Here is a 13,230-nt window from a genome sequence, read left to right on the forward strand (position 1 = left end):
GATTCCACCTCGCGATGGACACCCTTGCATTCAGCTAACACTTCCCACTGTAAAGGCGTGTTCGGGACTTACACCCTAGAGTTATCGCCCATGCTGGGCACACAACAAAAAGCCTTTCAGGATTACTCCAGAAAGGCTTTTCTCTTCAAAAAACAATAATATTATAACCTCGTTGCGTTATAATGTTTCCTCTAAGTAAGCAACTGCTTCTTTCCAGTTGTTCACACGCAAATGATGCGTTTGATTCACGTTATGAAATGCGGTAAACATAATTGGTTTACCCATACAATAATCCAGATTTTTGCAGTGATCATCGATCATATAATCTGTATTTATAATTCTTTTGCTTCCGCATAAAATGATATTCTCCCATTTAATAAAAGGAAAATATTCCCCAAGCCATGCCACTTTTTCTGCAAGTGAAACAGGAAATTCTGTCGCAGCAGAAACAATAAAAATTTCAAAATTCTCTTGCAATCTTTGCAAACTTTCAACCGCATCCGGCATTACCGGTAATGTTCTAAAAAAATTATCTGTATTAAGGACGCCTCGTAAAAGAGTTCTATCACTAAAAGCCTCTTCTTCTGCTAATCCCTGAATACTTTCTCTTGATACTATAGTTCCGTTTGCTTTATTGTAATGTTCAATTAATTGTGCCTCGATATCCGCAAGTACACCATCCATATCGATAGCAATTGTTTTCTTTTTCATTATAAATAATTTTGCAACAAATTTACGCAAATATTGCAAAGTATTGCAATTTTAACTTATTTTTGCAATATAATTTTGCAACACATGAAAAAAGAAGAACGTCAAAAAGTAATTTTAGAGTACTTATCAAAAGAGCATCGTGTAACTTTACTGGAACTTAGTGAATACCTGAACGTCTCTGAAGACACCATTAGACGTGATGTAAAAGAACTATCAGATCAGGGATTACTAAAGGCCGTTCGGGGTGGTGCGGTAGCTCCTTCTCCTATTCCGCTGCATTATAGAAATAGAGAAAAACACGATCTTGAAAACAAAAAAATTATTGCCGAAAAAGCAATTTCATTTTTAAAAGACGGACAAGTCGTTTTTATCGATGGCGGAACAACTTCTTTGGCTTTAGTTGCAAGTTTTCCTTATGATTTAAAAATTACTGTTATAACCAATAGTTTTCCGGTTGCAGCATTAATCGAAGATTTACCTAATATCGACTTGATTTTTGCAGGCGGAAAAATGTGCAAAACATCTTTTACGACCGCAAGTATTGAAACTATTGATTTTTTTAGAAATTTTAGGGCTGATATATGTATTTTAGGAATTTGCAGCATTCATGACGAACGTGGAGTTACCGCTGCTTTGTATGACGATTCGCAAATCAAAAAGAACATGATTCAGAACGCCAATTTTATAATCGCCTTAAGTTCTATTGAAAAAGTAGGAACCGCCGAATCGTATTTTGTCTCTCCTATCAAAGCCATTAATGTATTGGTAACAAACATTGCCCCAGAAGATGAAACATTAAAAGTTTACAAAGAAGCTGGCTTGACAATTGTTTAGTTCCCTCATGAATTTAGATGATACTGATAAGGAGCTATTTCCAGCTATCCGTTATATCTTTTCCTGCCTAAAGAAGGCAACAAAAGGATACCGCTCCTATCTGGGCCAGGACACTCAATTTCAAAAGAAAATTTATCGAAATTTAGATTTTCAAAAAATAAAAAAGCCTTTCAAGGTATAAATCTTGAAAGGCTTTTTATCTACAAATTAACGGGCAATATTATTTCCATCCGCCTCCTAAGTCTCTATAAACATGGACGGCAGCATTTAGCTGTTCTTTTTTAGTATCAACCAATTCTAATTTTGCTTCTAACGCATCACGTTGTGTCATTAACACTTCGAAATAATCAACTCTCGCTGATTTAAACAAATCATTAGAAATATCAATAGATGTATTTAAAGCATCAACTTGTTTCGATTTAAGATCATATCCTTTTTGAAGATTCTCAATCTTAGAAAGTTGGTTTGACACTTCTAAATAAGCGTTCAAAACCGTACGGTCGTAATTATACAACGCCTGAAGTTGTCTTGCGTTTGCACTTGCAAACTCGGCCTTGATCGCATTTCTGTTAATCAATGGCGCAGCAAGATCTCCTGCTAATGAATATAAAATAGATTCTGGGAAAGTAAATAAATAAGATGGTTTGAAAGCATCTATACCTACTGCAGCTGATATATCTAATGAAGGATAGAACTCAGCACGGGCAACTTTTACATCTAATTTTGAAGCTACCAATTCTAGTTCTGCTTGTTTTACATCAGGACGATTTGTCAATAATTGAGACGGAATTCCTGAACTTACAGCAGCCGGTAACAAACTTAAAAAGTTAGTACTGTTTGTTCTCTTGATTTCCTGTGGGTATCTCGCTAACAAAAAGTTGATTTTATTCTCTGCCTCTTTAATTTGCTGACGAATGTCAAACTCCATACTTTTTGAAGTCAGAACTTCAGCCTCAAACTTTTTAACTCCCAGTTCTGTTGCTCTTGCAGCTTGCTTTTGAATTTTTACAATTTCTAAAGCATTACTTTGCAATTTGATCGTTTGGTTCACAATATCCAACTGTGTATCCAAAGCCAATAATTCATAATATGAATCAGCCACTTCAGCAATAAGATTGGTAATTACAAAGTTTTTACCTTCTACAGTCGCTAAATATCTGTTTAATGCTGCTTTTTTAGAATTACGCAGTTTTTTCCAGATATCTACTTCCCAATTCGCATAAGCAGAGATGGTAAAATCTCCTAATGGATCCGGTGTTTCCTTACCTGGTTTAATTTCTGTCGTAGCATCACCAGCACCCTGACTTGTGTATCTACCTACTTTTTCTACTCCAGCTCCGGCGCGAACACCAACTGTTGGCAACAAAAGTCCTTTTTTTACACGAATATCATTCTTTGCGATTTCAATTTCCTGTAAAGTAATATTTAATTCCTGATTATTTTTTAAGGCAACATCAATCAAGTCTACAAGGTTTTGATCCTTAAAGTAATCTTTCCATTGTAAAGCTGAGGTGTTGTTTGCATCCTGAGATTGAGCTGTTACACCAAACGACTCAGGAACTGGCATACTTGTAGTAGGTGCTGCCTCAGGCGCAGGGGCTTTACACCCTGCAACCGTAAGACATATACCTAATGCAATACCATATTGATATGATTTGAATTTATACATGATTGTTATCAATTTCTTCTGTTAATGGATTCTCTTCTTCATGTTTTACCAGTTTATGTTTTTCTGCAATTCTGGCAAAAATGTAATACAAGCCCGGAATTACAAATACCCCACAAATAGTACCTATAAGCATACCACCGGCAGCTGCTGTACCAATAGTTCTGTTACCAATTTTACCCGGACCACTAGCAAATGCAAGCGGTAATAATCCCGCAATAAAAGCAAATGAAGTCATCAAAATTGGACGGAACCTCGCTTTCGCTCCCTCCATTGCGGCTTCAAGTACTGATCTTCCTGCGGCATGTCGCTGTATCGCAAACTCTACAATCAGTACGGCATTTTTACCCAGTAAACCAATAAGCATTACCATCGCTACCTGAGCATAAATGTTGTTCTCTAATCCTGTTAACTTCAACAATAAGAAAGCTCCAAAAATACCTGCCGGTAAAGAAAGGATTACAGATAATGGTAAAATAAAACTTTCGTATTGAGCGGCTAATACCAGGTATACAAATCCTAAACAAATCATGAATACCCAAATTGCCTGATTACCCTGGGCAACCTCATCTGCAGAAATACCTGCCCAGTCAATATCGTATCCTCTGGGTAATTTTGCGGCCGCAACTTCCTGAATTACTTTAATCGCTGTACCTGAACTATAGCCTGGCGCAGCAGAACCACTAATTTGCGTGGAAGTATACATGTTATGTCTCGTAATCTCAGAAAGTCCATATACTTTTTCTAACTTCATGAAAGCAGAAAAAGGTACCATTTCATCACGATTGTTTTTTACATACAACTTTAAAATATCATCCGGCTGAGCACGATATTCCGGAGAAGCCTGAACAATTACTTTATAGTTAATTCCGTATTTAATAAAACTAATTTCATAGTTACTACCCACAAGAGTTGACAAAGTGTTCATGGCATTTTCGATAGAAACCCCTTTTTGCTGAGCCAAATCATTGTCGACTTTCATCATGTATTGCGGGAAACTAGAACTATAAAAACTAAACACGTTAGATAATTCCGGATGGGTATTTAACTCTTTAACAAAATCGTTATTTACCTGCTCCATTTTTTTGTAATCATTAGAACCAGTTTTATCTAACAAACGCAGCTCAAATCCTCCGGCAGCACCATATCCCGGTACAGCAGGTGGTTGAAAAAACTCAATATTTGCACCTGCAATATCTTTAGATTTTTCTTCCAATTCAGCCATAATCTCAAGAACAGAGTGTTTTCTGTCGCTCCAGTCTTTAAGGTTAACTAAACAAGTTCCTGAATTTGAACCTGTACCTTCAGACAAAATTTCATAACCTGCTAATGAAGAAACTGATTTTACTCCGTCTATTTTTTCAGCAATTTTCTGTAGTTTTTCAGCAATATTATTTGTTCTTTCTAATGATGAACCCGGTGGTGTTTGAATAACAGCATAAAACATACCCTGATCCTCATTCGGGATAAATCCGGAAGGAACAGTACTGCTAATCAACCATGTTCCGGCGCAAAATACAAGAAGCGCAATAATAGTAACGGCTCTTCTGTTTACAATTTTAGCTAATAAATTTTGGTATTTTCCTTGCGCTAAATTGAACTTATTATTAAATCCGTCTATAAATATATTTACAGGCGTTTTCTTTTTAGGTTTACCATGCTCATTTCTTAACATCATTGCACAAAGCGCAGGAGTCAATGTCAAAGCCACAATACCAGAAAGGATAATAGCTGTTGCCATAGTTACAGAGAACTGTCTGTAAAATACTCCAACCGGTCCAGACATAAATGCTACGGGAATAAATACTGCCGCCATTAAGAATGTAATGGCAATAATTGCTCCTGCAATCTCATGCATCGCTTTTTTAGTGGCTTTAAGTGGCGAGAGATGCTCTTCCTCCATCTTGGCGTGAACAGCTTCGATTACTACAATCGCATCATCGACGACGACTCCAATAGCCAGAACTAAAGCAAATAAGGTGATTAAGTTTAATGAAATATCAAAGAAGGTCATGAACACAAACGTTCCAATCAATGATACAGGAACCGCAATTGCGGGAATAACCGTAGAACGCCAGTCTCCTAAGAACAGGAATACTACTATACCTACCAGAATAAAAGCTTCAACAAGGGTATGAATAACTTTTTCGATAGAAGCATCAAGGAATTTAGAAACGTCATACGAAATCTCATAATCCATTCCTTTAGGGAATCTTTTCTTGATTTTTTCTAATTTAGCCTTTACCTCTTCAATAACCTGATTGGCATTACTACCAAATGACTGTTTTAGTACAATTGCCGCAGATGGTCTTCCGTTTAAGTTCGAATAAATATCGTACATCGAACTACCAAATTCTACTTTAGCAACGTCTTTCAAACGTAAAAGTTCTCCGTTAGCGTTTGATTTTACAACAATATTCTCATATTGCTCTTTGGTCGTAAAACGTCCGGAATATTTTAATACATATTCAAATGCCTGAGAACGTTTACCTGAACTTTCTCCCGTTTTACCAGGTGAAGCTTCTAAACTCTGACTAGATAAGGCATCCATTACCTCATCGGCAGAAATTTTATAAGCCAACATACGATCTGGTTTTAACCAAATACGCATTGCATATTCACGTGTTCCCAAGATATCTCCTGAACCAATACCATTTACCCTTTTTAATTCTGAAAGTACGTTGATATCAGCATAGTTATACAAGAACTTCATGTCAGTATTTTTATCTGTACTATAAAGATTCACGTACATCAACATACTTGGCACTTCTCGTGTAATTTTAATACCTTCTCTAATTACTAATGGAGGTAATTTATTAGTAACCGAAGCCACACGGTTCTGAACGTTGATCGCAGCCTGATTAGGATCTGTTCCTAAGTTAAACACCAATTTTATGGTCGCTTCACCGTCATTTCCTGCATCAGAAGCCATATATTTCATTCCGGGAACTCCATTTAAGGCTCTTTCCAGAGGAATTACAACGGCTTTGATCATCAATTCACCGTTAGATCCCGGATAATCTGCGGTAACATTCACCATTGGTGGTGAAATTGTAGGGAATTGTGTAATAGGTAAATTCAATACCGACAATACCCCTAAAAAGACAATTATCAACGATATTACTATCGACAGAACAGGTCTTTGAATAAATTTATTAAACATTTTATATTTTTTTTAATGATTAAAACCAAAGCAAATCTGCGATTGTTCAAAGTTTTGAGTTTCAAGTTTAGCACTGAACGTGAAACCTGAAACAAAAAATTACTCTGCTTTTACGCGCAAATGATTCATTACCTCCTTAGGAGACTGGAATTCATATTTAATTTTGTCATTCTCTTTTACTTTCTGAACTCCTTCAAGTAAAATTTTATCATTTTCTGTAAGACCTGTTTTGATCACGTACAAATCAGGGATTTCGCCTGTAATAGTAATTTCTCTTGAAGTTACTTTATTGTTTTTATCAACAACAAAAACATACTTTTTATCCTGAATTTCGTAAGTTGCTTTTTGCGGAATTATTATCGCATTTTTAAGCGGTACCAACATTTTAACTTGTCCGGTTTCTCCGTTTCTAAGTAATTTTCCTGAATTAGGGAATCTTGCTCTAAAAGCAATATTTCCGGTTTCACTATTAAATTCACTTTCGATAACTTCTACGTTTCCTTTTTCTTTAAATATTTCTCCATTGGCCAAAACCAAACTTACTTTACTATCAGCACGATCTTTTACGTCTGTCTGATATTGTAGATATTCAGGTTCTGATACGTTGAAGTAAGCAAACATCTGACTGTTGTCTGAAAGGCTTGTTAACAATTCGCCTTCGTCGATAAGACTTCCAAGTTTTAACGGGATACGGTCAATCGTTCCGTCAAAAGGAGCTCTGATTTCAGTAAATGATAAATGAAGTTTTGCCAGTGATACTTCAGCTTTTGCCGACTGCAGTTTTGCCTGCGCTACACTTAATTCGTTTTTAGAAACGATATTTTTATCTGCCAGTAATTTTGAATTTTGCAATTCAATTTCTACAGATTTTTGTTCAGCTTGTGCTTTAAGTAATTCTGCCTGATACATGTTTGGCATAATTTTAAACAACAGCTGTCCTTTTTTCACAAACTGTCCTTCGTCAACATAAATGTTTTGTAAAAACCCTTTTTCCTGGGCACGAAGTTCAATATTGCGCACAGATTTAATCTGCGAAACATATTCTTTAGTAAATGAAGTATCAATTCTTACCGGATTAGTTACGGTAAATTTTTCCGCTTCTTCTTTTTCTTCTTTTTTAGCTGTACAACTAGTTAGGCACACCAGAGCAATTAAGCCTGTGAACAAGATAATTCTTTTCATGATTTTATTTGGAAATTAAGCGATTGAATGCTTGGAATACAGAGATTCCTTTAGATGAAAAAATGCATCAGGCACCCTTAGTCAGAACTTAACTTTCATATAAGATGAGGTAGAAAAAAAATACATCAACAAGATATGCAGATCACAACTTAGGTAACCGATGTATACTGTTGAATCAAATTCTTAGAACCTGTTGGGTAATGTAGATAGGATTTGAGTTGCCACAAAATGGCACGAAGATTTTAAAACGATTGTAATCATTTACAATAGTCTGACTTGAAAAGGAAAGGTACCAATTGTCAAGTAAACTGTAGTTTGTTGCAAAAAACTTATTTGAAAGTCCATCTGTAAGATCATCACTTCCAAGATATTCTTCTTCAAGATCTATATCTGCATCTTCAATTATTGAACTGCCCTGATCCTGATTGGTGAATTTTACTCGGTGCTTTTTCTCAAGAGTATGCTGACGAAAGTTTTGTGGAGTACCAGCATTAAGATATTGCCCTCCGCCAAGCAGAAGCAAATTCATGAATACTAAAAATACTATTAACTTTCTCATTTGGGTGCGAAAGTAAGGAAAGTATCGAAACAAAAAAAGATTTTTTTATAAGCTTTAACATTTAGTAAAAACGAAAACGTTTTCATTGTTTTACTAAGTATGAATTACAACAAAATATTATTACTTTATGCGAAAATATCATAAAAAAACAACCTCCTCTTAGAATTATTCTAATACATAATCTTAAACTTATACAAAACAATCAAAATCGCAATGATTTGACTTTATATCTTTTATTCTATAATTTAAGCAGTCTTTTCTATAATAAAATTTAGGCTATTGAAAATTATTCTTTTTCTTTTTTAAAAAAATTACGATTTAAGCCGTTATTATTCGAACACCAAAGTCCTACTTCTTACATTTTTATTTATATGACAACAATCATATTTTGTAAAATAAGTTGTACATAAATTTGTGTCTTTATAAATCACAATGAAAATTCTAGCGTATCTATTTTTAATAGCGATAATTTTAAGACCGGCTTTTCCTGTTTTAAATTATATTGTTAACTATGACTATATAGCTAAGGAACTTTGTGAAAACAAAAAACAACCTCAATTGGGTTGTAATGGGAAATGTCATCTTAAAAAAGAATTGGCAAAAACCACAGAAAATGACTCTCCCTCGTCAGAGAAAAAAAACGTTTCCTCAGGAATTGACTTATTATTTATTGAAAATATTCACGCTTTTAATTTCAATTTTGCTGTTAAATCAATTTTGACAAATGATATTTTGCGACATAATTTGTATTCTTATTTTAATATCGTTTTGATATTTCATCCACCTGCTTTTCAGTATTAATTTCCAGAATCTTTATTAATTTTCTTATCGGTGCTATTACCGATACGCTATTTATTATCTGTTTTTTAATTTAATACTTATGAAAAATTTCAAATATTTATCTTTTCTTTTCTTGGCAATTACATTTTTTTCTTGTACATCTAATAGTGATTCTACACCGGAAACTGCAGTTGACGAAACCTTGGGACTTGTAAAAATTCAGAAACTATCCAATGAAAATCATGTTATTGAACTTTATTCCGAAACTGGAGTACTAACACAGGGGTACAATCAAATCTCGTTAAGAATAAAAGACAAAACCACCAATAAATACATTACAAACGCTTCGTTTAACTGGATACCAATAATGAAAATGGCTGCAATGCAACATTCTTGTCCGAGATCTGGCATCGAAAAAATTTCAGGCAAGCAAACTCTATATCGCGGCGATATTATTTTTCAAATGGCTCAAAATGATACAGATGCCTGGCATTTGCAAATAGATTATACGATTGATGATATTAAGTCTAATGCAACATCTGCTATAGCTGTAATTGCTTCTCAAAAACGTACGGTAAACTCTTTTACCGGAACTGACGGAGTAAGATATATTCTGGCTTACATCAGTCCGAAAACACCAAAAGTTGCCTTAAACAACATGACAGTTGGTCTTTATAAAATGCAGGATGATCTGATTACATTCAATGTAGTTGATAATTTTAAAATAAAAATAGATCCGCGAATGCCAAGTATGGGTAATCATAGTTCGCCTAACAATACTGATTTACTGCAATCATTATCCGGAGGAACTTATAATGGAAAACTTTCGCTGACTATGACCGGTTATTGGAAAATAAACCTGCAGCTCCTGAATGCTACCGGAGAAGTATTGAAAGGGGAAGATTTTGCAACTGAAAATCTGCAAAGCAGCCTCTTTTTTGAGGCGGAATTTTAATCATTTTATTACTAACAAGAAAGGGCTAAGTGATCACACTTAGCCTGCCTATTTATGATATTATGAAAATTACAGCCACAATTCTGTTAGCAGCATTTTCTACTATTTGTTTTGCGCAGAAACAAGAAAAAGACAGTATTTCGCCAGTTGATCTGAATGAAATTATTGTTATCAGCAAAAAAACGCCTGCTCGCCTTAAACAGCCAAAATCTCTTGCAACAGTTGAGGAATACTTGCAGCAATCATCAAAAGTTAATATGGTACGAAGGGGCGGATACGCACTGGAACCAATTATCAATAATATGGCGACTGAAAGAACTGTTATTACAATTGATGGTATGCGCATTTTTGGTGCTTGTACGGACAAAATGGATCCTGTTACTTCTTATGTTGAGGTATCGAATCTTTCTGAAGCTAATATTGCTTCGGGCCAACAAGGAAGCTGTCATGGACCAACAATTGGCGGATCGATCGATTTGAAGCGAGCCAATCTTAATCAAAAAGAATTAGGATGGAATGGTGCTGCTAAAACTGGTTACGAAACCAATAATCAACATAAAATTCTGGGAACATCTATAGGATTCAACGATAAGTCCTTTTACGTTAATACCGATTTTACTTATCGCGATGCCCAAAATTATAAAGCAGGGAATCATGAAGAAATAGATTTTTCGCAGTTTACAAAATACAATCTCTCGGCTACAGCCGGTTTTTATTTAGGCAAAAAAGGTTTGATCGAAGGTGCTGTAATTTATGATAAAGCTACAGATGTGGGTTATCCTGCTCTGCCTATGGATGTTTCTTTGGCAAAAGCCACCATAACTTCTTTGCGCTATAGCTATACTCCTGTTTCTTCTTATTTTACCAATTGGGAAACTAAAGTATACTATAACACTATTACACATAAAATGGATGATACTAAAAGACCAAACGTCCCCATTCATATGGATATGCCCGGATGGTCTGACACTTATGGATATTATTCTAAACTAAAAGGGAGGTATGAAAACCATCACTTCATGGCAAACCTGAATAGTTTTTATAACAAATCGATTGCCGAAATGACGATGTATCCAAGTAATCCTAAAGAGAATCCCATGTTTATGTATACTTGGCCTGATGTTCGAACTTTTTATAATGGTTTATATCTTGAAGACGGAATGCAAATTTCTCCAAATGCTAATATCAAAGTTTCTACAAATATTGGAATTCATTCTAATAAGGTTGCAGATGAATTTGGTTTGCAAAGTCTTGAGATTTTTTATCCTGATATGAATGCAACTAAAAATCGTGTTTTAAAAAGTCTTGCGGGAAATTATATTTTGCATCATAATAAATTCGAATACGGTTTTGGTTTGGCTTACGGAGAAAGAGCTCCATCAGTTTCAGAAGGTTATGGTTATTATCTGTACAACAGTAATGATTTTTATGATTATATAGGAAATCCCAATTTACAAAACGAGAAATCATTTGAAGCGAATCTCTCTTTTGGATTTAAAACCGAAACATTTACGGCGAACCTAACTTCATCGTTTTTTCATATTCAGGATTATATCATCGGGAAAATTGATCCTAACATACAGCCTATGACTATTGGAGGCTCAGGAGTAAAAGTCTATAATGCTTTGAATTATGCTACAATTTTTAATACAGATTTGAATTTGGAATATAAAATAGCCCAAAACTGGTATTTTAAAACACTTCTGGCTTATAGCTGCGGCAAAGATGACGATCATAATAATTTGCCTTTCATAAGTCCGTTGCGCTATTCCGGGAACTTACAATTTAAAAAAGAAAATTTCAATTTAGGATTTGGAGCATCCGGAAATCTAACTCAGGTAAAATTTGCAGCAGCTTACGGCGAAACTAAAACATCAGGTTATGTAATCTTTAATTTCAATTCCGGTTATACTTTTCCTTGGAATGAAAAGAAACTAAACGTTCAGGCTGGCGTCGAAAACATTTTTGATAAATATTACACTACATTCTCTGACTGGAATAAAATCCCGAGACAAGGAAGAAATTTTTTTATTAATGTTTCATATGTTTTATTTTAAAACCTCTTTATGATTGATGAAACAAACTAATTAGTGGATATACGTTTACCACAAAGTTTCCATTATTGTAAATTCCTTTCCTTCCTTAATAAAAGTTTGATGCGTATCGACCATTCCTAATTTCTCATAAAAAGATTTTTTGTTGGTTCTGGCATTGCACCAGACTTTTTTTAAGTCTTTTTCTTTTGCGACTTTAAAAATATGGTTCAAAAGTTCAGATGCGATCCCTTTTCCCTGATATTCTTCGAGGGTTGCTAATTTCCGAAACTGCATTTCAGTGTTCTTAATAAAACAAGAAACTATCGAAACTAATTGATCATGAACAAACACGCCAAAATGCAATCCTGAATTATCTTCTTGTAACTGAACAAACTCAAAAGGCTGATCCGGCCACATAATTTCATGCCTGATTTGCCAGGTTTGAGAGGCTTCGATTGCTTTAATTACCATTATATCATTTTTTCTTTAATGTTTCAAATTTAAGACATTTTATAATTATATCAAATGCGACTACCACAAATACATTTTACTCATTATCAAAAACATACACGAAATAAATAAGATAAATCATTCTTTTTAAATTAATAATATTTATTTTTATACGATCTAAAAAAACAAATCCAATTATGAAAAAATTCATTTTAGCAGTAGTATTGTGTATTAGTGTAAATGGTTTTGCACAATTAATACAATTCGGACCTCAATTTTCTTATAATATAACGTCTCCCCTAACCAATGATTTTAGTTCAAAAAGCTCAGGAACCGGCATAGGAGCTGCAGGATTTGTGAGAGTGAACTTATTACTTTTTTACGGTCAGGGTGAATTTGGATATGCGAAATCAAAATTCAACGTTGCTCAAACCGGAATTGGAGAAACTGAATATCAATTATCAGGAACTGATGCTACGCTACTTATTGGTTTTAAAGTTGTTCCTCTGGGAAAACTAGGAAATGTTCGGATATTTGCGGGATACAACTGGAAAAATTATTCGGATATTAAAGCAAATAATAGCCTGAATCCTATTGATATTGAAAAAAACAACAGCAGTATCCTTGGCGGAGTTGGTGTAGATTTATGGAGATTGACTTTAGACTACCGATATCTTGCCGGTGTTACAGATATTGATCCATCAAACAGAAAAGTAAAAACGGCCGCTTCTAATATCTCACTGGGATATAAATTTTTATAGAAAAACTCTTTTTTCTACATACAAAAAGAGGCTGTCCGAAAAGTAATTTCGGGCAGTTTTTTTTTGTTTTACACATTGATTTTTCTTATATTTAAGTACTAAAATCAATGATTATGCAGCCAGTTTTTAAGCC

Annotated in this window: 11 protein-coding genes; 5 read left to right on the forward strand and 6 right to left on the reverse strand. The window is 34.5% G+C overall.

Going from position 1 to position 13,230, the window contains the following annotated elements; all coding sequences use genetic code 11:
• Positions 1 to 177: 177 nt before the first annotated feature.
• Entirely contained in the window at positions 178 to 711 is a 534-nt protein-coding gene (locus tag NJT12_RS24205) for a 5' nucleotidase, NT5C type (RefSeq protein ID WP_271338680.1), read from the reverse strand.
• An 84-nt stretch (positions 712 to 795) separates the two neighbouring features.
• Between NJT12_RS24205 and NJT12_RS24210 the strand changes: the two genes are divergently transcribed.
• Positions 796 to 1,545: a DeoR/GlpR family DNA-binding transcription regulator gene (locus NJT12_RS24210; protein ID WP_271338681.1), complete on the forward strand. Its 750-nt coding sequence runs from the start codon at positions 796 to 798 to the stop codon at positions 1,543 to 1,545.
• Positions 1,546 to 1,765: 220 nt separating this feature from the next.
• On the opposite strand, the gene NJT12_RS24215 is transcribed toward NJT12_RS24210, so the two are convergent.
• The 4 genes from NJT12_RS24215 to NJT12_RS24230 form a co-directional block, all read right to left on the reverse strand.
• Positions 1,766 to 3,214 carry a TolC family protein gene (locus tag NJT12_RS24215; RefSeq protein ID WP_271338682.1) on the reverse strand — a complete coding sequence of 483 codons (1,449 nt, stop codon included), beginning with the start codon at positions 3,212 to 3,214 and terminating at the stop codon, positions 1,766 to 1,768.
• The gene (locus NJT12_RS24220) at positions 3,207 to 6,374 is read right to left on the reverse strand and encodes an efflux RND transporter permease subunit (protein ID WP_271338683.1); all 3,168 of its coding nucleotides are present in this window, start codon (positions 6,372 to 6,374) and stop codon (positions 3,207 to 3,209) included. Before NJT12_RS24220 ends, NJT12_RS24215 begins: the two co-directional genes overlap by 8 nt.
• 99 nt (positions 6,375 to 6,473) lie before the next feature.
• Entirely contained in the window at positions 6,474 to 7,556 is a 1,083-nt protein-coding gene (locus NJT12_RS24225; protein WP_271338684.1) for an efflux RND transporter periplasmic adaptor subunit, read from the reverse strand.
• Positions 7,557 to 7,731: 175 nt separating this feature from the next.
• The gene (locus NJT12_RS24230; RefSeq protein WP_271338685.1) at positions 7,732 to 8,115 is read right to left on the reverse strand and encodes a hypothetical protein; all 384 of its coding nucleotides are present in this window, start codon (positions 8,113 to 8,115) and stop codon (positions 7,732 to 7,734) included.
• Positions 8,116 to 8,547: 432 nt separating this feature from the next.
• On the opposite strand from NJT12_RS24230, the gene NJT12_RS24235 reads away from it, so the two are divergent.
• The 3 genes from NJT12_RS24235 to NJT12_RS24245 all read left to right on the forward strand — a co-directional run bounded on the left by NJT12_RS24235 (position 8,548) and on the right by NJT12_RS24245 (position 11,907).
• Complete coding sequence (locus NJT12_RS24235) at positions 8,548 to 8,916, forward strand: hypothetical protein (RefSeq protein ID WP_271338686.1); 369 nt, start codon at positions 8,548 to 8,550, stop codon at positions 8,914 to 8,916.
• Between the two features lie 79 nt (positions 8,917 to 8,995).
• Positions 8,996 to 9,850 carry a hypothetical protein gene (locus NJT12_RS24240; RefSeq protein ID WP_271338687.1) on the forward strand — a complete coding sequence of 285 codons (855 nt, stop codon included), beginning with the start codon at positions 8,996 to 8,998 and terminating at the stop codon, positions 9,848 to 9,850.
• 62 nt (positions 9,851 to 9,912) lie between these two features.
• On the forward strand, positions 9,913 to 11,907 hold the full coding sequence (locus tag NJT12_RS24245; protein WP_271338688.1) for a TonB-copper family protein: 1,995 nt from the start codon (positions 9,913 to 9,915) through the stop codon (positions 11,905 to 11,907).
• A gap of 45 nt (positions 11,908 to 11,952) precedes the next feature.
• On the opposite strand, the gene NJT12_RS24250 is transcribed toward NJT12_RS24245, so the two are convergent.
• Entirely contained in the window at positions 11,953 to 12,357 is a 405-nt protein-coding gene (locus tag NJT12_RS24250) for a GNAT family N-acetyltransferase (protein ID WP_271338689.1), read from the reverse strand.
• A gap of 176 nt (positions 12,358 to 12,533) precedes the next feature.
• Between NJT12_RS24250 and NJT12_RS24255 the strand changes: the two genes are divergently transcribed.
• Positions 12,534 to 13,097: an outer membrane beta-barrel protein gene (locus tag NJT12_RS24255; protein ID WP_271338690.1), complete on the forward strand. Its 564-nt coding sequence runs from the start codon at positions 12,534 to 12,536 to the stop codon at positions 13,095 to 13,097.
• Positions 13,098 to 13,230 lie beyond the last annotated feature (133 nt).

The sequence above is a fragment of the Flavobacterium azizsancarii genome, from assembly GCF_027980145.1.
Classification (GTDB): domain Bacteria; phylum Bacteroidota; class Bacteroidia; order Flavobacteriales; family Flavobacteriaceae; genus Flavobacterium; species Flavobacterium azizsancarii.

Excerpts from the sequence above, each read along its gene's own strand:
- NJT12_RS24205 (WP_271338680.1), bottom strand. The coding sequence starts at position 711 with ATGAAAAAGAAAACAATTGCTATCGATATGGATGGTGTACTTGCGGAT.
- NJT12_RS24210 (WP_271338681.1), top strand. The coding sequence starts at position 796 with ATGAAAAAAGAAGAACGTCAAAAAGTAATTTTAGAGTACTTATCAAAA.
- NJT12_RS24215 (WP_271338682.1), bottom strand. The coding sequence starts at position 3,214 with ATGTATAAATTCAAATCATATCAATATGGTATTGCATTAGGTATATGT.
- NJT12_RS24220 (WP_271338683.1), bottom strand. The coding sequence starts at position 6,374 with ATGTTTAATAAATTTATTCAAAGACCTGTTCTGTCGATAGTAATATCG.
- NJT12_RS24225 (WP_271338684.1), bottom strand. The coding sequence starts at position 7,556 with ATGAAAAGAATTATCTTGTTCACAGGCTTAATTGCTCTGGTGTGCCTA.
- NJT12_RS24230 (WP_271338685.1), bottom strand. The coding sequence starts at position 8,115 with ATGAGAAAGTTAATAGTATTTTTAGTATTCATGAATTTGCTTCTGCTT.
- NJT12_RS24235 (WP_271338686.1), top strand. The coding sequence starts at position 8,548 with ATGAAAATTCTAGCGTATCTATTTTTAATAGCGATAATTTTAAGACCG.
- NJT12_RS24240 (WP_271338687.1), top strand. The coding sequence starts at position 8,996 with ATGAAAAATTTCAAATATTTATCTTTTCTTTTCTTGGCAATTACATTT.
- NJT12_RS24245 (WP_271338688.1), top strand. The coding sequence starts at position 9,913 with ATGAAAATTACAGCCACAATTCTGTTAGCAGCATTTTCTACTATTTGT.
- NJT12_RS24250 (WP_271338689.1), bottom strand. The coding sequence starts at position 12,357 with ATGGTAATTAAAGCAATCGAAGCCTCTCAAACCTGGCAAATCAGGCAT.
- NJT12_RS24255 (WP_271338690.1), top strand. The coding sequence starts at position 12,534 with ATGAAAAAATTCATTTTAGCAGTAGTATTGTGTATTAGTGTAAATGGT.